This window comes from Microcoleus sp. LAD1_D3, assembly GCF_036702135.1.
GTDB lineage: Bacteria > Cyanobacteriota > Cyanobacteriia > Cyanobacteriales > Microcoleaceae > Microcoleus.
On the sequence record NZ_JAUBSB010000001.1, the window covers coordinates 123,050 to 143,036 of the forward strand.

15 protein-coding genes, 1 tRNA gene and 1 pseudogene are annotated in these 19,987 nt (G+C 45.2%); 7 read left to right on the forward strand and 10 right to left on the reverse strand.

The window, feature by feature from the left end:
• Positions 1–65: 65 nt before the first annotated feature.
• Together QUA74_RS00430 and cobO are read left to right on the forward strand one after the other, a co-directional pair.
• The gene (locus QUA74_RS00430; protein ID WP_333323947.1) at positions 66–644 is read left to right on the forward strand and encodes a Uma2 family endonuclease; all 579 of its coding nucleotides are present in this window, start codon (positions 66–68) and stop codon (positions 642–644) included.
• Positions 645–702: 58 nt separating this feature from the next.
• Positions 703–1,338, forward strand: a complete 636-nt coding sequence (gene cobO, locus QUA74_RS00435) for a cob(I)yrinic acid a,c-diamide adenosyltransferase (protein ID WP_333323949.1) — start codon at positions 703–705, stop codon at positions 1,336–1,338.
• Between the two features lie 49 nt (positions 1,339–1,387).
• On the opposite strand, the gene QUA74_RS00440 is transcribed toward cobO, so the two are convergent.
• The 3 genes from QUA74_RS00440 to QUA74_RS00450 all read right to left on the reverse strand — a co-directional run bounded on the left by QUA74_RS00440 (position 1,388) and on the right by QUA74_RS00450 (position 5,875).
• Positions 1,388–3,925: a CHASE4 domain-containing protein gene (locus QUA74_RS00440; protein ID WP_333323951.1), complete on the reverse strand. Its 2,538-nt coding sequence runs from the start codon at positions 3,923–3,925 to the stop codon at positions 1,388–1,390.
• A 174-nt stretch (positions 3,926–4,099) separates the two neighbouring features.
• Positions 4,100–4,597, reverse strand: coding sequence for a hypothetical protein (locus tag QUA74_RS00445; RefSeq protein WP_333323953.1), 498 nt, complete (start codon positions 4,595–4,597; stop codon positions 4,100–4,102).
• Between the two features lie 273 nt (positions 4,598–4,870).
• The gene (locus QUA74_RS00450; RefSeq protein ID WP_333323955.1) at positions 4,871–5,875 is read right to left on the reverse strand and encodes an RNA polymerase sigma factor, RpoD/SigA family; all 1,005 of its coding nucleotides are present in this window, start codon (positions 5,873–5,875) and stop codon (positions 4,871–4,873) included.
• 881 nt (positions 5,876–6,756) lie between these two features.
• Between QUA74_RS00450 and QUA74_RS00455 the strand changes: the two genes are divergently transcribed.
• On the forward strand, positions 6,757–7,452 hold the full coding sequence (locus QUA74_RS00455; RefSeq protein ID WP_333323957.1) for a hypothetical protein: 696 nt from the start codon (positions 6,757–6,759) through the stop codon (positions 7,450–7,452).
• 7 nt (positions 7,453–7,459) lie between these two features.
• Positions 7,460–8,140 (forward strand): OmpA family protein, encoded by a 681-nt coding sequence (locus QUA74_RS00460; protein ID WP_333323959.1) that lies wholly within the window; start codon positions 7,460–7,462, stop codon positions 8,138–8,140.
• A 76-nt stretch (positions 8,141–8,216) separates the two neighbouring features.
• Here QUA74_RS00460 and QUA74_RS00465 read toward each other — a convergent pair whose 3' ends face one another.
• From QUA74_RS00465 to ribBA, 4 genes are all read right to left on the reverse strand, one after another.
• Positions 8,217–9,950: an ATP-binding protein gene (locus QUA74_RS00465; RefSeq protein WP_333323961.1), complete on the reverse strand. Its 1,734-nt coding sequence runs from the start codon at positions 9,948–9,950 to the stop codon at positions 8,217–8,219.
• A gap of 98 nt (positions 9,951–10,048) precedes the next feature.
• Positions 10,049–11,488 (reverse strand): pentapeptide repeat-containing protein, encoded by a 1,440-nt coding sequence (locus QUA74_RS00470; RefSeq protein ID WP_333323963.1) that lies wholly within the window; start codon positions 11,486–11,488, stop codon positions 10,049–10,051.
• Positions 11,489–11,536: 48 nt separating this feature from the next.
• Entirely contained in the window at positions 11,537–11,992 is a 456-nt protein-coding gene (locus tag QUA74_RS00475; RefSeq protein ID WP_333323965.1) for an HAD domain-containing protein, read from the reverse strand.
• A 265-nt stretch (positions 11,993–12,257) separates the two neighbouring features.
• Positions 12,258–13,973: a bifunctional 3,4-dihydroxy-2-butanone-4-phosphate synthase/GTP cyclohydrolase II gene (gene ribBA, locus QUA74_RS00480; protein ID WP_333323967.1), complete on the reverse strand. Its 1,716-nt coding sequence runs from the start codon at positions 13,971–13,973 to the stop codon at positions 12,258–12,260.
• Between the two features lie 241 nt (positions 13,974–14,214).
• Here ribBA and QUA74_RS00485 point away from each other — a divergent pair.
• Positions 14,215–14,987: pseudogene (locus tag QUA74_RS00485) on the forward strand (DNA-methyltransferase).
• On the opposite strand, the gene QUA74_RS00490 reads toward QUA74_RS00485, so the two are convergent.
• The 3 genes from QUA74_RS00490 to QUA74_RS00500 all read right to left on the reverse strand — a co-directional run bounded on the left by QUA74_RS00490 (position 14,959) and on the right by QUA74_RS00500 (position 16,065).
• Complete coding sequence (locus QUA74_RS00490; protein ID WP_333323971.1) at positions 14,959–15,591, reverse strand: ScaI family restriction endonuclease; 633 nt, start codon at positions 15,589–15,591, stop codon at positions 14,959–14,961. The pseudogene QUA74_RS00485 and the gene QUA74_RS00490 sit on opposite strands and share 29 nt — an antisense overlap.
• Positions 15,592–15,813, reverse strand: coding sequence for a helix-turn-helix domain-containing protein (locus tag QUA74_RS00495; protein ID WP_190662642.1), 222 nt, complete (start codon positions 15,811–15,813; stop codon positions 15,592–15,594).
• 179 nt (positions 15,814–15,992) lie between these two features.
• A tRNA-Phe gene (locus QUA74_RS00500) sits at positions 15,993–16,065 on the reverse strand.
• Between the two features lie 132 nt (positions 16,066–16,197).
• On the opposite strand from QUA74_RS00500, the gene QUA74_RS00505 reads away from it, so the two are divergent.
• Positions 16,198–18,870: a phospholipid carrier-dependent glycosyltransferase gene (locus QUA74_RS00505; protein ID WP_333323975.1), complete on the forward strand. Its 2,673-nt coding sequence runs from the start codon at positions 16,198–16,200 to the stop codon at positions 18,868–18,870.
• Positions 18,871–18,936: 66 nt separating this feature from the next.
• On the forward strand, positions 18,937–19,872 hold the full coding sequence (locus QUA74_RS00510; RefSeq protein WP_333323977.1) for a cobalamin-binding protein: 936 nt from the start codon (positions 18,937–18,939) through the stop codon (positions 19,870–19,872).
• The last annotated feature ends 115 nt before the right edge of the window (positions 19,873–19,987 follow it).

The following is a 19,987-nucleotide window of genomic DNA, read 5'->3' on the forward strand; positions in this document are numbered from 1 at the left end:
GGCATTTATCCGCATTCATATACATTATGTGGTTTAAAAATTCCAACGCATCCTGATAAAATACCATGATAGCAGTTACCATCAACTTCAACTCGATCGCCAAAATAACCGACGACCAATTTTATCAACTGTGCCGCGAAAACCCCGATGTCAAATTTGAACGCAACGCCCAAGGAGAAATAATCGTTATGTCACCCACAGGAGGAGAAACCGGAAATTACAATTCAGAAATTAATGCGGATTTTGTGATTTGGAACAGACAAAGTAAACTAGGAGTTTGTTTCGATTCTTCAACTTGCTTTAAACTGCTCAGCGGTGCCAATCGTTCTCCCGATGTCTCTTGGATTGAAAAATCAAGATGGGATGGACTTACTCCCGAACAAAAACAAAAATTTCCTCCCATTGCCCCGGATTTTGTCTTAGAGTTAATGTCGCCAACCGACAGTTTAAAAGATACTCAAGACAAAATGCAAGAATACATGAATAACCAAGTAAAATTAGGCTGGTTAATCAACCGCAAAACCCGCAGAGTCGAAATCTATCGTCAAGGACAGGAAATAGAAGTTTTGGAAGGTCCAACAGAACTGTCAGGAGAAGATGTTTTGCCCGGTTTCGTGCTAAACTTGAAAACACTGTGGCAATAACTAGACATCTTCCATCTATCAGCGTTTATTTGCGTTTATCGGCGGTTAAAAAAAAATTATGGAAACCAATACAGAAACCACTGCAACCACTGGCTTAACAGCGGAACAACACAAACAGAAAATGCAGCGCCGCCAAGAAGTGCAATCACAACGAATCGCTAACTCCTCCAAAGAAAAAGGTTTAATTATAGTCAATACGGGTAACGGTAAAGGCAAAACCACGGCTGCCTTGGGAATGGTTGTGCGATCGCTCGGTCACGGCTACCGCGTCGCTATAGTACAATTTATCAAGGGCGCGTGGGAACCCGCAGAGAAAGCCGTTTTTCAACTGTGGGAAAAACAGCTAGAATTTCATGCAATGGGAGAAGGCTTTACCTGGGACACACAAGACCGCGATCGAGATATCGAAACAGCTCAAAAAGCCTGGGAAAAATCCCTAACTTTTATCTGCAATCCCGAATTTAAATTAGTTCTTCTAGATGAAGTCAATATAGCATTAAAACTAGGTTATTTGCAAGTCGAGCAAGTGCTTTCCGGGTTAGACCAAAAGCCAGAACAAACCCACATTATTTTAACAGGCAGAGGGGCCCCGCCAGCGCTAATCGAACGCGCAGACTTGGTGACAGAAATGACTTTAGTTAAGCATCCATTCCGAGAACAAGGGATTAAAGCTCAAGCAGGTATTGAGTATTAATGTTGTTTGTCGTCAAGACTTTTTCCCCGATATAAAATTTAAAAGAGAGCTATGCTGGTAACATCAGAGTAAAAGTTGACCCCTTGCCAAACTCGCTACTCACACTAATTTCTCCCCCCAGCATCTGAGAGTATTTCTGCGCTATTGCCAAACCCAAACCCGTACCTCCGTACTTGCGGGTAGTCGAAGCATCAGCTTGCGTAAAAGGTTGAAATAACTTTTGTAGCTGTTCAGGAGTCATCCCAATCCCAGTATCACTGCAATTAAAAATTAACTGTTCACAATCCCAACTATTCTCGTCATTTTTAATTCTTTCAACGCTGAGTGTAATTGTCCCTTGATGAGTAAACTTAGCTGCATTGCTGAGTAAATTAAACAAAATTTGAGTAAGCTTAATTTGATCGGAATACAATTCGCCAATATTATTAGGACACTCCACATTCAGGCGATTTGTGTTTCGCAAAAATAGCGGTTCAACAGTTCTGGCTACATCTTGAACTGCCTCCGACAAGTCAAAAGTTTCTAATTCAAGTTCCGCGTGACCGGCTTCAATCTTTGACAAGTCCAGAATATCATTAATTAAGGAAAGTAAAAGCTGGCCTGAATGGTGAATTCTCTCCAAATCCGACACAAAATTTTCTTCGCCCAAGTCTAAAGCTTCTTCTTGCAGAATCTCGCTGTAACCGATAATCGCATTCAGAGGGGTTCGCAGTTCGTGGCTCATGTTAGCCAAAAACTGACTTTTAGCCAAACTAGCTGCTTCTGCGGCTTCCTTTGCCTTGTAGAGTTCTGCCTCGGCTTGCAAGCGGTCGGTCACGTCGTGAGCTAGCACTAATTCAGCATTTCTGCTATCAAATAGCAGGGCATAAGAAGTAATTTCTACATCAATAATTGTTCCGTCTTTTTTCTGGTGCTGCCACACACCTGCAAACTCAATCCCGACATCTACTTGGGATTTATTTTCTAACAATCTCGGCAGCTCTTGAGGGGGACGAATGTCCGTAATGGTCATGTTGAGAAATTCGTCACGAGTGTAGCCGTAGTGTTGGACAGCAGCATGATTGACGGCTATAAATTCCAGAGTTTCTAAATCGTAAACCCACATCGGATGGGGGTTATTTTTGAACAAAAGTCTGTAGCGTTCTTCCGAGGCTCGCAGTTCGGCTTCGGCTTGCTTGCGCTCAGTAATGTCGCGGACAACAGTGCAAATAATCTCGCGGCCGCCGTAGGAAATCACGCTCCCGCTCACTTCTACATCCACGCAAGAACCGTTTCGGCGGCGGTAGAGAACTTCGCCAATTCTGAATTGTTTGTCCGTCAGCAGCAACTCGATATTGTTGTCAATTAGGTCTTTAGAGTAAGCGATGATATCGTAAATAGTCAGTTGCGAAATCGCATCAAGACTGTAATCGAGCAGGTCTCTAAACGCTGTATTGGCTTCCAAAAGGCGTTTGGTTTGAGCGTCCCACAGGAAAATACAATCTGTAGCTTGCTCGACTACGGCTCGGTAGCGGGCTTTTTCCTCAAGTTGTTCGCTTTCGGCTTGGGCGATCGCACTCAACATTCCGTTGATAGTATGGGCAAGGTCGGACAACTCATCTTCGCCCGTCACCGGTAGTCGCACCGAGAGGTCTTGGCTGCTGCTGACGTGGTTCACTGCTTTCGCCAAACCGCTCAACCGAGATAGCACCAGATGCTCTAGTAGCAGCAGAGTGCAGCCGACCAACCCAACTCCCGCTAGCGCTACAGACCCCAGCAGGTACAGCAAACTAATTTGACCTTGCCGGTATATTTCTCTGGGGATATCCACCCGCAATAGCAGCGCAGGTTTGTTGTAAATATCCCGGATCAAAGTGTAACCCGCGATCGACTCTTCGCTTAAAGGACGCACAAAAATCGGTTTTTTTTCCGACAGTTTCTCCCGCGCTTTCTCGAAGTCTGCAGGCAACTGAGCCTCATTAACGCTGTGTACTATTAATGGCAAGCGAGTAATTTTAGAAACCTTCGCAATGCTCGCAGCATCCAAATTGCGCCCGAATACCAGCGTACCCCGGATCGGGCCGGTGCTTTTAGTCGTGAGAATTGGCCGGGAAGTAATCAGTATTGGCCCTGACGGTAGCAGCAGGATACCAGCGAGGCTGCTTTTGGCGTTGGGGTGCTGCAACAGCGGGTCGCTGAGAGAAATGCGCCCTTTTAATGCTTCTGGAACAGGCGTTAGTTTCAGCTTTTCGCTGTCTAAACCCGTACCGTAAACTATTTTGCCAGAAGTATTGACAAAAATGGCTATATTAACTCTTATATTAGCGAGTCCTTCTGGAATTAAATTGGAGGCAATGAATTCTGAGTTGCGGTTTTGGATGAAAGTGTAGGTGTCGTCCCAGGACGACCAGTCGGCAAAGCGCGAGTTGAAGTCATCTGCGGTTTGCCCAAACACACTGAGCACTCCCTTGACAACCTGTGTGGCTTCTTGTTCCTCTGCTTTGATCAGGCTGCCCAAGAGGATGCTTGAGGAGGCGACATACAGAATGCCAGTCAATCCAGCGATGGTAATGCCAATGATCGATAGTGTTTTCCGACGCAGTTTCATCTTGCCATGTGTGTAGTGTCCGTCCAAAATTCTCAACTCAGGAGCAATTTTACTACTGTTTCCTGAACCCTGACCGAAAGCAATTTGATCTGGGGGTCCCCGATGTATCAGTGGGGTTGCTTTGTTCAATTCTAAAATCTAAAATCGATTGACTGGTGGCGCAGCGCGTGTTTCCTACTTTTCCCACACCTGCTGTTTGTGAGATTCTTTGCAAATACCCAAGATGCGCCGATCGTTCTCGCTGATGGTGGGAATTGGGTAATACTGTTCCAGGTTTACCGAGTAGGGAGAGCGACTGCCGTCGTAACTGTCCACTACTGTTAAATTTAACTGAGTTCGATCGCTTGTGCCGTAAAAACAGTAAAAAGCAGACCGAGGCAGGTAAAAAGCGCCTACTACCTTACTCTGTCGCATTTCAAATACAAAATATTCTTGTTTAAGTTCGTCTGGCTGGCTCGACTGACCGTAGAGATAAATGCCATCTCCTAAACCTGTGCTAGCTGTATCTGGCCCAGGATTTGGCGGGGATTGCGAGCTTAAAACGCCGGATTTGATGTCCGAGTCGTGTGATCGGTGTGCGGGGAATGCGATGCTGAAGTTACCGGGCCACAGAGCAAGCACGATCGCGATCGCTTCTAAACTTCCTGTCAATATCAAATAAGTCAAAACCACTCCAGACCCCAAAATTTAAAATAGCTGTTTCCCAGCGCCTCTTGTACCAGTTTCAAAAAGATCGCAGAGAAACCGGGTATTTGGCTTAATGTTGGCTATTAACTTGAATGAACGATCGCCCGCCTGGTTCCTGAACTTAAATATAAGATTAGTTTTGACAAATTTTGCGTCGCCTCCGATCGCGCGATCGACCACTCAAATAAAAGTATCCTTCCCAGCAGCGGCAACACAAAAAAAAGTTGAGATTTTGGGAAATCTCAACTTTTTTAGTGACTAACTAGCCAAGTATTCTCGGACTTGAGATTGACGGCGCCGCAGGTGGGCCAGGGCTTGATGTTCTAGCTGCCGCACCCGTTCCCGGCTGAGATTTAACCGTTCTCCGACTTTCGCCAGAGACATTTCTGTGCCGTCTTCCAAACCGAAGCGCAGAATTATTACATCTCGCTGCTGGGGGGTAAGTTCTGATATCAAAGTATTGAGGTCTTGCCGCAGTAATTCCGAGGTAATGTAGTTGTCTGGAGATGCCGTTTCGTCTTCTAAGAGTTCTTGCAGTTCGGTATCTTGGTTGTCTCCTACCCGCAAGTCCAAAGAAACTGGATGTCTTGCCATCAGCAGGTATTCCCGAATTTGGGAAGGGTGCAGTTCCAAAGCGGCGGCAATTTCTCCGGGGGAGGGAGACCGGCCCAACTGCTGCGTGAGTTCCCGCTGCACTTTTTTGATTTTGTTGAGTTTTTCGGTGATGTGAATTGGCAATCGAATTGTGCGGGCGTGTTGGGCGATCGCGCGGGTAATTGCTTGCCGAATCCACCAGTAGGCGTATGTGGAAAATTTGTATCCCCGCATCGGGTCAAATTTTTCGACTCCTCGTTCTAAACCGAGGGTGCCTTCTTGAATTAAATCCAAGAATTCCATATTGCGTTTCTGGTATTTTTTGGCGATCGCCACTACTAGCCGCAAATTGGCTTCAATCATTTTTTGCTTTGCCCGCCGCCCTATGTGTAAGATGCGGCTAAGTTCAGGTTCGGTCAACTCCATTTCGGCAGCCCACTCTTGATCCGTCAGATCCCGCTGCCATTCTTTAGCAAGTGCTTGTTTTGCTTCGATTAATTTCATCATTTGCTGCACCTGCTTCCCGAAAACAATTTCTTCTTCTCGGGTTAGCAGGGGTACGCGACCGATCTCGTGCAGATAGGTACGAACCGTATCCGTTGAGGAGTATGGCCGGCTGCCCATGCGATCGGCTTTCACTGTTTTGTTTTTGGGGGTTGTGGTGGACATGGGTGAGTATTGCACTCCTTGTAACAACAGATAAAAAGTTGGTGATACCCTGTCCCACTTTTGCAAGTGGGATAAAGACTGCGACAAAGGGGATGTTTCCCCTATTGTTTATCGGTGACGATCGGTAGAAGCTTTTTGTTTGGGATTACTTTTGTGCTTGATTTCCAGTAATCGCCGTCGATTTTCGGTAGCTCGCTAGCTTTAACGGCTAGTTTAAGGCGAAGTGAAGCAAGAGTTTAGTTTTCTCAATACTATTCCCAATTTTGAGGATCGTAAAGGCTAAAAACCTCTGTCTTAAGGTCAAGATTCTACATTTTTCCTTAAGGTTTTGAATTCCCTGTTAGTTTTAACTGCAACTCAACTTCACAATACTCATGCAAACAGACTCATGCAATTCGAGGGCTTTGTTTTGCTCTCTGTTCTATCATCGCTTGAAATTTTCTCGCTGCCTAGATGGTGGGATGCGAGATAACCGAACTCGATCGCCGTATTAGATGCGAGTAACTGTTTAAAATATTTATTGACATTTTTATTTAAATATGCTAAGCCAATTCTGCTGCGAGTAACGACAAGGTGTATAAAGGCTGGCTGTTGCCCTGTTTGACTTTCATTGTGTCACTAGGCTCCATCATCTCCATCATCTTTAAGCTTATGCAAATTTTGGGCAGTTAGGGATGAGGGGTGAGGGGGTGAAAGGGGAAAAGCTTCTGACTGAAAGTTGGGGCCTAATTTTTTGGACGTTCGATCGCAATTTCTAGTTAAAGAGATTTTAAGGGCGATCGCACTTTGTAGCTCATCTAATTCTCAAGGCTAGATTAAAGCCGCAACAAAAGCTACCACTCTATATTAAGATTAGCACAAAAGCTCGATCGGGTGCTGCAATGAAAGCTAAAAATTTCCCACAATTAGCATTACTATCGCTGGTGTGTGTCGCCTGTGTGCAGAACCCATTGGCACAAGCACCCGCCGCGTCGCCCGCACCCAATACCTCAACTCCTACGCCAATTCAAACTCCATCCATTTCACCTCCTTCTCAAACACCAATAGCACAAGAACCCGCCGCATCGCCCGCACCCAATACCCTAACTCCTACGCCAATTCAGACTCCACCTATTTCACCCCCTACTCAAACACCAATAGGACAAAAAACTCAAATTTCCCCACCAATTCCGACTCAAACGAGTTTAGAGGTTGCCCAAAAACCTACAAACTCTCTGCCACCTGCACAAACTTACGACCTGCGCGTTATCAATCAACAACTATGGAGACGGCTGACAAAAATTACCTTTGGTGAAGATAGCATTATAGTGACTATGGCGATTACAAATGGTAGCAAGGAAGTTGTAATGCTTAATGGTAAAGATGGTATGTATCTCTACGACAACTATGGGCAACGATATAATTTATTACCTCCCTCCAATAATACCCAAATTATGATTAAACCAGGCACTACGCTCAAAGGGCAGTTTGTATTCGTAGGTTGGTTACAACCGAAAGCCGATTCTTTGGATCTATATTCCACTATATATGAGGGTAGCTCTATTACCCTATTCAACAATATTCCAATTAAGAGGTAATTGAGAAATGACAAAGCTACTTAGACTGATTAATACTACCATAATCTCATTATTGCTTTTCGCGACCTCATCCTCTCAGTTGGCTGCCAGTAAATCCGCAAAAGTCGATACTGTTGAATCAGAATCAACAGCAGTTACAACCTTAGAAGTAATACCAATTACTCCTACTACAGTAAAAGTTGAAATTATTGCTCAGACTACAGTAAAAATTGAGAATATCACCGCTAATCAAACTGCGACAGAGGAGCAGCTACCAACTCAAATAACAACCGAGACTGTCAAAAACATTGAAACAGAGTTGAACGCCGAAAAAGTACCTGAAGGCATCAGAATTAATGTGCCAGAAACTATTTTATTTGATTTTGATAAATATAACGTCCGCGCCCAAGCTAAACCCACTCTCACCAAGATAAATCTGCTGCTGAGACATTACAAAAACGCCCAAATATTCATCAACGGACACACCGACAACAAAGGAGAAAATGCCTATAATCTAGAACTTTCCCAGAAGCGAGCCGCAGCGGTAAAATATTATTTTATCAACGTTTTCAAGGTGCAGAATACCCGAATGCAAACCAAAGGGTACGGCAAAACTAAACCGATTTCTCCTAATAATAATTTAGACGGCTCAGACAACCCGGTGGGGAGAGAGAAAAACCGCCGCGTTGAATTAATTATTAAAACATAGGAATTAGATTATTTGACGGCAGATGCACGCAGATGAACGCTGATAAAAAGGGATTTTATAAGGGTTTAATCTGTTGTTAAAACCCCAAATCCATTTTAGCAGATTCTGCCTCGGCAAATACTTGTTCATCCGGCATTTCTTGCCAGTCAATATCCCCAATTTCTCTGTAGAATTGCTCGTCATAGGGGCGAGTTTGCACGACTACGGGCATCGGTACGGCGTGCCCCAAAACTAATGCTTGCTGTTTGGAGTCGAGTTTTGCCAAAACTGAACGCAAACTCTGCCCTCCCGAAACGCCGGTAAAAATAGCATCGATGTCTTTATCATCGTTTAGCAAAGCTGTGATCCGGGTGCCTACTTGCGACATGACTTCAGCATCGATGCCGGAGGGGCGCTGGTCTACAATCAGCAGGGTGACAAAGTATTTTCGCATTTCTCTGGCAATTGTACCGAAAATAGTCGATCGCACGATCGCCGGATCGAGAAAGCGGTGAGCTTCCTCTATGGTAATCACCAATGGCTGCGGGCGATCGCACGGATTTTTACTTTGCAAAAACTTCTCAGCTTTCCGTACATAAGCTTGGTGAATGCGGCGAGTAATCACGTTTGCAGCCAACATATAGGACAGCAAATCCGAGTGCGAACCGAACTCAATTACTACATTCTTCCCACTGTCCAAACACTGCAAAACTTCAGTTACATAATTTTTAGGGCAGCGTTTGCGAATATACTTCAAATCGTTTAAACGCTCTAATTTGCGCTGCAAAGCCATAATCGAAGACTTATTTCCCCGCTTTTCTTCGCAAAACATTTGGATATCTTCGTTGGTCATTTCCAGCAACTTGTTTATCCAACCACTTCCCAACTCATTTCGCAAAATAATCGCATTTTCGATACTAGCTTCCGACAAATTTAACTCCCGCTGCACCAGCGCGATGTCTTCCACTTCAATTTGATCGAAACTCAAAAACAACTCTTGAGCGTCGCGGACTCCCCGGCGTTTTGTCGATTCTGGATCAAGGGTATAAATCTGCATTTTATCGGGAAACAACTGCCGCAAACCTTTAACAGTGCTGAACTGTTTCCCTTCCGAAACTGCTTCCCACCCGTACTCCGAGTGCATATCGAAAATTAAATTAACAGCAGCTTGCTTGCGAATAATTCCCGATAGAAGCAAGCGAGTCAGAAAAGATTTTCCCGTTCCCGACTTGCCAAAAACCCCGTTGCTGCGTTCCACAAATCTGTCTAAATCCAAGCACACAGCAACGTCCATGTCAATCGGTTTGCCGATCGCAAAATTGCGGCGATACGGGTCATCTTCCCAGCCAAAAACTGCCCGAAAATCAGTTTCTTTGGCATCAAACACCTGGGAAAAGTGGCTGGGAATAGTTTTGACAGGCAGCAACTCAATATCCGCACCCGTTTGTGACTCAAAAGAAGCCAAATTTCCTAACGCCAACTTGTTCTCGCGAACTCCGCCGTTTTTCGTCGGGTCGAAAATTGCCTGCTGTTTTTCTCGTTCTGCAGTCAACATCAACATCGGCGACAGTTCGATCGTACCGTAGGTGCTGCTACCGGCTAGCACTGCTAGGAGGAAATCGTCGTTGGGGTTGGGAGGATTAGATAAAATGCGAGCGCTGGATGTTCCGAGAGACACGTCGGTGAGCATACAGAAAAAGTGCGATCGCACCCCCCGCACTACTAGAAATTTCCCCACCCTCATATCTTCCACCGAAACATCGGCGTGCAGTCGCACTTCTAATCCCTTGCTCAGGGAGCCTTGAATAACAGAGCCTAACGGTCGATCCATTTTAGATTTTAGATTTTAGATTTTAGATTGTTAATAATCGAGCAATTTTCGATGGGCGATTTTTGATTGTTGATTTTCGATTGTTAACAGTCAACTAATTACCATTCCGATTCTAGCGGCAATTCAAAAAAACTCGGACTCAGATCTATATCGGTCAAATCCGTTTCGCTCAAATAAGCGTCGGTCAAAAATACCCCTTTTAAACTTGCGCCTTTGAGGTTAGTACCTTTCAGGTTAGCACCTCTGAGATTAACTCGAAATAAATGAGCATCGCTCAAGTCTGCCTCACTTAAATCTGCTCCCTCCAAATTTACTCTCATCAAATCTGCTTTTCGGAGGTCAGCTTCGGTTAACTTAGCGCCGCTGAGGTCAGCTTTTGTCAAGTCTACACCTCTCAAGTCTGCCCCGCTCAAGTTAGCGAACAGCAAAGTAGCTCCCGTGAAATCTGTGTCCCTCAAATCGGCATCCCTTAAATTAGCGCCGCTGAGGTCAGCCCTTGTTAAGTCTACACCCCGGAGGTCAGCAGAACTCAAGTTTACTTGGTGTAAAATTGCGCCGCTTAAATCGGCTCCTCTCAAATCTGTTTGCTCCAAGTTTGCACCTTTGAGGTAAGCTTTTTTTAAGCTAGCTCTGCTGAGGTCTACATTTTTGAGATTGACCGAAGTTAAGTTAGAACCGCTCAAATTAGCTCCGCTTAAATCTGATCCGTTTAAGTCGGCTCCGGTTAAATTTACCCCTTGCAGCGATACATTGGGAGCAATTAAATAAGCTCCGCCCAGAGCGGGGTCAATGCCTTCTGAAAACAAAGTCTTGTTGCTGTAAACAGCTTTCTCCAAAATCGTGCCGCTCAAACTAGCTTCCCTCAAGTCCGCTGCGCTGAGGTTGGCTCCTGCTAAGTTTGCCCGATCAAGTTTTGCACCAAATAAAATAGCTTTGTATAAGTTTGTCCGCCGCAAATCGGCTCCTTTTAAATCGGCTTCGGTCAAATCTACCATAGCCAGATTTAAGCCAGGGAGCGAAGCATTGGGAGCTAGCAAAAATGCTCCCATTGCACCCGGATCAATATCTTCGGGAAAGATAGTCCGGTTGTTGTATACGGCCTTGTCTAAAATGGCGCCGCTCAACTGAGAACCGCGTAAATCCGCTCCGCTGAGGTTGGCTCTGGTTAAGTTGGCTTCGTGGAGATTTGCTCCTACTAAATTAGCCTTGATCAAACTTGCTTGTTTGAGGTTGGCGCCCGTGAATTCGGCTCCTACGAGATTAGCTTCTCGGAGGACAGCACCAGTCAAATCAGCTCTAGTGAGGTTAGCTAAATTGAGAAATGATTCAGCTAAATCCGCCCCGCTGAGATTGGCGCCGGTGAGGTCGGCTTCAATCAGGTCTGCATACCTGAGCATAGCGCCGCTGAGGTTGGTTTCTCGGAGATCCGTGCCTCGGAGGTTGGCTCCCCGGAGTTCCGCACCGCCGAGGTTGGTGCCTTTAAGTGCTTGTCCCCTGAGATCGAGTCGGTGCAGAAAGTCACCAACGTTCATTTCCATGTCAAATTTACCCTCTCTATTCCGATACTTTTTTCCTAACCTTTGAAATCAAGTTAGATATTCTGAAAGTATCTTTGCTGAGTTCTGGTCAAAACCATTGTAATCATCAATAGCCACAACTGGCGCATCTGGCGGATAGTGTTCTGGAATATCGTCAATGGCTACCCAAGGTGAGTTTTCTGCTTGATTTTGTCGAAGATACTCAAGAACTTCCTGGTGTCGTAAATATTTGTGTTGATGAATATTTTTGGGGTTGAGAAAAGGGGTGAATCCGATAATACGGATAGCGATATCTGGGGAAAATAATGGCGGGATTACCTCGAAGGGGAATATTTCACGCCAGGATGATGAAATTACTACTTGCACATTAGGATAGGAACGAAGAACCTTTTCAAAGTGATTAAGGCAAGCTGAAGTGAATTTCATTATATTTGTTTGCAAACTCAATGTTTCATTTCTTATGTCAGGAATAAGTACACCATCAATGTCTAAAAAAATTAACATTAACTAAAAATCTTCTTGAATGCTTTGATGACTATTAATACTATTTAATAATATAATTTTGCATCTACGATGCTCTCTCAAATGTTCGCTACATCGATTTTTTAGACTGCAATTAACATTGTTATTCACTGTTTTTATTGGTGGCTGCTTTCTGACGAAAGGAAGATGCTGGTATCAACAAGTATTATTCTGAAATTCACAGTTTTTCTTGGCTTCTGCCTTCCCCCCTGCTAGGGTAGGGGGGGTTGGCTTCTACCTTCTGCCTTCAGGGAAGAGGAGCAAAACTGTAGATTTTTTGAGGTTCGAGCCGATCGCAAATTCCGGTTAATTCCGACAACAGGAATGTCTCGCGATCGAGCTGGACTTGCAGGGTTTTGAGCGGATCTCCACCGGAGGAAACCATGAATTCTAATGTTTGCAAATTCGGCTCAGTGCTGATTTGACCGAGAATTTGACCGATCGCCCTGACGTAAGGATGGTTTGGATCTTTGTACCAATCGGGGGCTGCGAGTCCGGCTTGGTCGAAGCCGAGGTGAACGATGAGCGAACTTTCTCCGAACAGGGCTATTCCCACCGGCCGCGCTTCTTCTTGCAGCAGTAAATCGCGACTTGCTACCAAATGCCGCAGTTTCTCAAGGTGTTCGTACCGATTTTGGATTGCAGAATCTTCCTCTTTTCCTTCTGCTTTCTGGCTTCTACCTTCTTCCTTCGTTTCTTTCCACTGAATCGCCACTGTTACTAAATAAGTTTGCAGCAGCATATGACCGAGTTTTTCGGCTTTTGTTGCCAGATAGATCGAGTTGTAATCTGTGGCTTCAATTAGTAAGGGGACGCGATCGGCTACTTCAATCCCGTAACCTTTCAAACCGGCAATTTTGCGCGGGTTGTTGGTAATCAACCGAATTTTTTTAACTCCCAAATCGTTGAGCATTTGGGCTCCGACGCCGTAGTTCCGCAAGTCGGCGGGAAATCCCAACCGTTCGTTGGCTTCTACAGTATCCAATCCCAAGTCTTGCAGCGAGTAAGCTTTTAGTTTATTTACCAATCCAATACCTCGACCTTCTTGGCGCAAGTAAACGATGACGCCAGAACCGACATTTTCGATCATTTTCAGTGCCGCTTGCAGTTGCATCCGGCAGTCGCAGCGCAAGGAACCCAAAGCATCGCCGGTCAGGCATTCGGAATGCACCCGAACCATCACGGGTTTGTCTTTAAATTCTGCCGGATCGCCCTTGACAATAGCAACGTGTTCTGAATTGTCTTGAGTGTCGCGGTAGGCGTAAATCATAAAATCGCCGAATTGAGTGGGCAATTTGGCGACTGTTTCGCGGCGGACAAATCGATCGTGCTTGAGTCGGTAGCTAATTAAGTCGGCAATACTGATTATTTTGAGGTTGTGGGTTTTGGCGTACTCGATTAATTCGGGCAACCTCGCCATCGAACCGTCGGGGTTTTGAATTTCGCAGATGACGCCGCTGGGATACAGGCCGGCGAGTCTGGCGAGGTCAACCGAGGCTTCGGTGTGGCCGGCGCGCTTGAGGACGCCACCGTCGATCGCCCGCAGGGGGAAAATGTGACCGGGACGGCGCAAGTCTTGAGGTTTGGTGTCCGGGTGGATGGCTACTTGGATGGTGCGCGCCCGGTCTTCGGCCGAGATACCGGTACTGACGCCGTTGACTGCATCGATGCTGACAGTGAAGGCAGTTTGGTTGTTGTCAGTGTTTTTGCTGACCATGAGGGGCAGTTCCAGGCGATCGAGCCTTTCGCCACTCAATGCTAGGCAAATCAAACCCCGCGCGTTCACGGCCATAAAATTGATGTTGTCGGGGGTGGCGAATTGGGCGGCACAAATCACGTCGCCTTCGTTTTCGCGATTTTCGTCATCGACTACTACCACCATGCGACCTGCTTTGAGGTCTACGAGGGCGCTGTCAATTGAGTCAAATTGAAAGGATTGAGTTGAGGTGTTGTTATTTGTCACTGAGGAGTTCAAGCTATAAACAGTAATGTTATGGAAATAGAATGTATTTGTGATTGTAACCTTTTGTTTCCGACAGGGCGATTCCCAGTCCAGATGAGTTTGACAATTTTTCTCAACTCACTTACTATAATTATTGCATCTTGTCAACAAAATCTCTCCCCAATATTTCATGAGCTTGACTGAGATCGCGAAACTTTTAGGTAAACCGTACTTCCAAGCTCCTAATTGCCTAATTTATAACATGGATTGTTTGGAAGCATTGAAGCTGCTGCCGGATCAATTTGTAGATTTAACCGTTACCAGCCAGCCTTATAACATCGGCAAAGAGTACGAAAAATCCTTGGTGTTAGACGAGTATTTAAACTGGTGCCAGAAGTGGATAGCGGAGGTTTACCGGGTAACGATCGATCGAGGAGCGTTTTGGCTGAATTTAGGTTATTTGTCAATTCGCGATCGGGCAAAAGAAATTCCGATTTCCTACCTGCTTTGGGACAAAGTTCCTTTTTATCTGATTCAAGAAGTTGTCTGGAACTACGGCGCGGGAGTTGCGGGCAGCAAGTTCTTTTCACCCAATGAAAAGTTTCTCTGGTATGTAAAAAATCCAGATAAGTATACATTTAATTTGGATGAAGTGCGCGATCCAAATGTGAAATATCCGAATCAGAAAAAGAACGGCAAGATTAAAGTAAACTTAAAAGGCAAAAATCCGACGGATGTTTGGCAGTTCCCAAAAGTTACGTCGGGGAAAAATCGAGCTTCAAAAGAACGCACGCCTCACCCGCTCAATTTCCTGTTACTGTTGTCGATCGCATCATCAAGTGGGCATCGAATTTAAACGACATTGTTTTAGATCCGTTTATGGGTTCCGGGACTACAGCAATTGTGGCTCTGGGTTTGCAGCGTCAAGTTATTGGATTTGAAATTAGGGCTGATTACTGTGAGATTGCCGCTAGTAGAATAGATGATTTTTTGATGGACAAGGAACTCAGAGAAGCACAGTTATCTTTATTCTAAATTTGGTAAATTGCAGCAATTTATAACGTTCAACAGCAGGACTTAATTTCGCTTGTTGCCCGGTTGCAGCGACTTGACCTTGCCAATCTTCTCGGTCTAACCATCCAAATCTGACTAAATTAATCTGCGGTAGTTGTGAGCCTTGAATTTTTTGGTTGAATTTCTGGAAATTAACAACAAGATAATAGCCCGATTTATTCTTCTTTCCTTCTATACCAGTAGTGCTTAGTTGAGTAGAACTGCGATTTCCATATGTATTACGATTACTTGAAGAAGTTTTAATCTCGATCGAGAAGCAATCATCTAGGAGACAGACCAGATCTTTTTCAGTAGCATTTTCTTCGCGGCGCCAAATTTCTGGGTATCGCCTAGCCAATTCTAATGGGATGAGTTCGTGCAAAAAGTATCCCATAATTTGGGGGCGGGGAAATAAATCTACACCTATTTTATAGTTTTTGCTGGTTAGATTAGATTCAAATATTTCTCGCCAGACTTGAATTACTACTTCATATATTTCGTTGGGGCTAAGTGGATGTATCTCTATCAGTTCCCGCGTTTTTACTGCCCAATCTTCTGTGGCAAGCCCCGCATAAGGTGAAGTCATTTACTCTATCCCCTCCAACAATTTGCTTAGCGGTACTTCCAAAGCTTTAGCTAGACGCACAATATTCAGAAGAGCGACATTTCTCTCGCCACGTTCTATGCCGCCAATGTAATTTCGATGCAGTTCTGCTAGTTCAGCTAACTCCTCTTGGCTTAGCCCCCTAGCTTTTCTCAATTTCCGAACCTGTTCGCCAAATATTTTAAGCTGATAATTTTCTGTCACGCCCAAAATATAAAGCTTATAAGTGTTTCACATCTACACACTATGAGTGTTAACTTGAAAAAACGCTTTAAATCTACACACTATGAGTGTTAATTAGAAAAAAGGCAGAAAGATCTGGATTCTCCGAGGAGCAAGTGCCTAAACAAAAAAAAGCCCTCAACTTTGTGAGGGCTTTGCGATGCCAGGAACGAGACTTGAACTCGTGACACGTGGATTTTCAGTCCACTGCTCTACCAACTGAGCTATCCCGGCTTGTTTTTTCGCGCTTTACTATCTTAGCAGACACATACAGAATTTAGCAAGCACTTTTCTCAATTAATTTTCGATCGCCCGGAACCGCCCGCCTGTAAGCTAAAAGCTGCAACCTAAAATCCAAAAATCGCAATGGCACAGCAACATCGGGACAGCGAGGGCAAGAGTCTGCTTGTCTTAGGCATAATTTGGCTGCTGGGGGCAATTAGCGATCGCCTCTGGTTTGCCCTCGATCGATCTGTCCAGGCGTGGGATCAAGCAGACTACCTGACTAGCACCCTGAAATACTTGCAGGCGTTGCAGCATCCTCAGTGGCTTTCCGGGGAGTGGTGGACAAACTTCTGGCTGCTTTCGACGAAAATTCCGCCCTTGGCATACATCTTAACGGTTCCGTTTCTTCAGGTTTTCGGTCCTGGGGGCGATCGGGCAACCCTCGTTCATTTATTATTTAGTGCAATTCTCCTCGCCTCAGTCTACAGTCTGGGCGTCCAACTATTTAACCGGCAAGTCGGTTTGTGGGCCGCTGCAATTTGCGTTTTGTTACCGGGGCTTTATCGGTTCCGCTTGCAATTTTTGCTCGACTATCCCCTCACTGCTGCGATTACTTTTGCTTTCTATTGTCTGACAATGTGGAAGGCTTCTGAAGGAACAAGGAAGAAGGAAGAAGGAAGTTCGGCAACGGATTTAACGGATGTAACCGATAGAATTCAGTTGGAGGAACGAACAAAGAAAAAGTATAAATTCTCCCCCTCCCCCACTCCCTCACTCTCCCCGTCGTCTTTCTTTTGGGCGATCGCCTTTGGAATTTCTCTCGGTTTATCAATATTAGTTAAACACACTACCGTATTATTTCTGTTTACCCCGATTGTGTGGTTGGCTGTGGGTGCTGTGCGGCAAAAAGCTTGGGGGAGATTAGGTCAATTAACTGGTGCTCTGTTGCTGTCGGTGGCTGTGTTTGGGCCCTGGGCAAAAACCAATTGGCTGTTAATTTTGACCGGGGGAAAACGGGCAACGCTGGATTCTGCGATCGCCGAAGGAGATCCTGCCCTCAATACGATCGACGCTTGGATTTACTACGGTCAACACTTACCCGAACACATTTCTTGGCCTCTGTTACTTATTCCCTTAGTAGGATTAATACTTTATTGGCGTCGTCGGCAAGATAGTTCGTCAATCTTGCATCTCAACTCCTGTCGCTGGCTGGCTGTTTTCTGGGTAGGAGCTTATTTAATTAATTCTCTAAATATCAACAAAGACGACCGATATGTGATACCTTATTTGCCAGTTTTATCTATTTTCTTAGCCTACTGTTTAACGCTGTGGCCTTCTCGGTGGGGACGACAAATTCGCTGGGGTACAATTGGCTTGGCAATTCTAGCGATGCTGTTCCATATGTGGCCGCTGGGAGGTGCTTTTGGACATAGCTTAGTCCAAATTATCAGTCCCGGCAATTCTAACTATCCTTACTTGGGGAAAGAGTGGCCGCACCGAGAGGTAATTGCCGAAATAATTGATCGGGAACCTTATTTGCAATCTACTTTAGGCGTGTTGCCTTCTACGCCGGAAATTAACCAGCATAATTTGAATTATTACGGTGCTTTGGCGAATTTTCAGGTTTACGGGCGGCAGGTGGGAACGAATTTAAAAGAAGTGCCGCAAGATGTGCGATCGCTCTCTTGGTTCATAACCAAAACTGGCCCGCAAGGTTCGATTCGCGAACGGATTAAACAAGCTCAAAATGCCGCCGTAACGGCGATTGAAAAAGGGGATAAATTTGAGTTAGATAAAACTTGGATTTTGCCAGATTATACTAACTTAAATCTTTATCGGAAGCGAGTGCAGCCTGTCGAAATACAGCCGTTGAACGAAGGGCGATCGCAAGTACAATTAGATCGAGTTACTGTCGCTGCAAAAGCAGTTCCCGGCGTGGCGTTGCCGGTTACTTATACTTGGTCTGGGCCTTGGCAGCAGTTGCAGTCTGGTTTAGTGTTGGTAACGTGGCAAAATCAGCAGTCTGGCGATATTCCACCGGGACAGACTTTCAGGATTTTACACGATCGCGCGATCGCCCAGGCGACTTTGCATCCGGGGATGCTGGAAGCGGATAAATTTGCTGTGGGGTTTCGAGTTGTCGATCGCACGGCGATGCTTCCTCCTGCTAATATTGCACCGGGAACTTACAATCTGCAAGCTACTTATCTAAATCGGAAAACCGGGGAAACTTATCCGATTAATGTGCCGGCAGTTAGTGTTAAGATCGAGGCAGAGCCTCTGGATATGCGTTCTCAGGCAGATCATGGGAACGTGGATAATACAGATAAGCCTGAGTTAGATTTGGTGACTCAATTGCGGGCGATGGCGGTTAATTTACCCAAAGGATTGCCCGGTTTAGAACCTGTGTTCGAGCAGATTGGGCGGATCAATCAGTACGATCCAATTCAAGATTATACGGTGCAAGCGGAACAAGCGTTAGAATATCGGTTGCAGCAGGAACCAAATAACCTAGAATTGGCTTATGCTTTGGCATTTTCTCGGGTATTGCAGCAGAATGTCGAAAGTGCGATCGCAGCTTTAGAAAAAGTCACTCAACTCGACTCTCAAAACCCCTACGCCTATGCTTATCTCGCTTTCGTACACCTGTACGGCTGGCATCCCAAAGCCGCTCAAACAGCCTTAAAACCTGCTATCGCTCTCAACTCCAACCTACCGGAAATTAGAGTTTTAAACGGCGTAGCGGCTCTGATGCAAGGTAATCTAATTCAAGCATGGCAAGATTTGCAATACTTAAAAAAACTAAAAATTTAACAATCCCTTTTATTGTGGCACGGGCGTCCCCCCTGTGCTTGCGAAGCGGTAAAAAACAGAAAACCAATGAACCAACCAAGAATTGTCTCTCTAATTCCCAGTGCCACCGAAATTGTAGCACTTTTAGGATTAACCGATGCAATTGTGGGCCGTTCCCACGAATGCGATTACCCCCCAGAAATCCAAAAGTTACCTGTTTGCACTCAGCCTAAATTCAATCCCGAAGGAACTAGCAGCGAAATTCACAACCGCGTGACAGAATTGTTGCAAAATGCGCTGAGTGTCTATAAAGTAGAAATAGATACTTTGGAAAAATTGCAGCCGACTCACATTATTACTCAAGCTCAATGTGAAGTCTGCGCTTGTTCTCTAACAGAGGTTGAACAAGCGGTAAGCACGCTGGTAAATAGCAAGCCGGAAATTATTTCTTTACAGCCGAATCTGCTAGCAGAAATCTGGACGGATATTCAGCGAGTTGCTGATGCTTTGGGGGTAAATGGCAAAAGTGCGATCGACCTTTTGCAATCCCGCATCGATGCTATTACCTCGAAAACACAAGCATCCTCTATTATTACCACAAAAGAGAGACTTCCCAAAGTAGCTTGCATCGAGTGGATTGAACCTTTGATGGCTGCGGGTAACTGGATTCCCGAATTAGTGGCAATGGCGGGAGGCAATTCGCTATTTGGAATTGTCGGGGAACATTCCCCTTGGCTAAAATGGGAATCGCTAGTAGAAGCTAATCCCGATGTAATTATTTTCATGCCTTGTGGCTTTGATTTAAGCCGAACTCGCAGCGAAGCAATGCAGATAACTAAATACGTAGAATGGCCTAATTTGCACGCAGTAAAAACCGGGAAAGTTTACATAACTGACGGCAACTCTTACTTTAATCGCCCAGGGCCGAGATTGGTCGATTCGTTAGAAATTTTAGCAGAAATTCTCCATCCCGAAGTCTTCGATTTGGGCTACCGGGGTAAGGGTTGGCAGCCATTTTTGTAGATACCCGCAGCTAGCTAAAGCTTTATCTATATTAATTCTGAATTGCCTGCCATAAAAATAAGGACACAACATCGCTGTGTCCTTACTTCGCCTTCATTTAACCGAATCTGACATT

Excerpts from the sequence above, each read along its gene's own strand:
- QUA74_RS00430 (WP_333323947.1), top strand. The coding sequence starts at position 66 with ATGATAGCAGTTACCATCAACTTCAACTCGATCGCCAAAATAACCGAC.
- cobO (WP_333323949.1), top strand. The coding sequence starts at position 703 with ATGGAAACCAATACAGAAACCACTGCAACCACTGGCTTAACAGCGGAA.
- QUA74_RS00440 (WP_333323951.1), bottom strand. The coding sequence starts at position 3,925 with ATGAAACTGCGTCGGAAAACACTATCGATCATTGGCATTACCATCGCT.
- QUA74_RS00450 (WP_333323955.1), bottom strand. The coding sequence starts at position 5,875 with ATGTCCACCACAACCCCCAAAAACAAAACAGTGAAAGCCGATCGCATG.
- QUA74_RS00455 (WP_333323957.1), top strand. The coding sequence starts at position 6,757 with ATGAAAGCTAAAAATTTCCCACAATTAGCATTACTATCGCTGGTGTGT.
- QUA74_RS00460 (WP_333323959.1), top strand. The coding sequence starts at position 7,460 with ATGACAAAGCTACTTAGACTGATTAATACTACCATAATCTCATTATTG.
- QUA74_RS00465 (WP_333323961.1), bottom strand. The coding sequence starts at position 9,950 with ATGGATCGACCGTTAGGCTCTGTTATTCAAGGCTCCCTGAGCAAGGGA.
- QUA74_RS00470 (WP_333323963.1), bottom strand. The coding sequence starts at position 11,488 with ATGGAAATGAACGTTGGTGACTTTCTGCACCGACTCGATCTCAGGGGA.
- QUA74_RS00475 (WP_333323965.1), bottom strand. The coding sequence starts at position 11,992 with ATGTTAATTTTTTTAGACATTGATGGTGTACTTATTCCTGACATAAGA.
- QUA74_RS00490 (WP_333323971.1), bottom strand. The coding sequence starts at position 15,591 with ATGACTTCACCTTATGCGGGGCTTGCCACAGAAGATTGGGCAGTAAAA.
- QUA74_RS00505 (WP_333323975.1), top strand. The coding sequence starts at position 16,198 with ATGGCACAGCAACATCGGGACAGCGAGGGCAAGAGTCTGCTTGTCTTA.
- QUA74_RS00510 (WP_333323977.1), top strand. The coding sequence starts at position 18,937 with ATGAACCAACCAAGAATTGTCTCTCTAATTCCCAGTGCCACCGAAATT.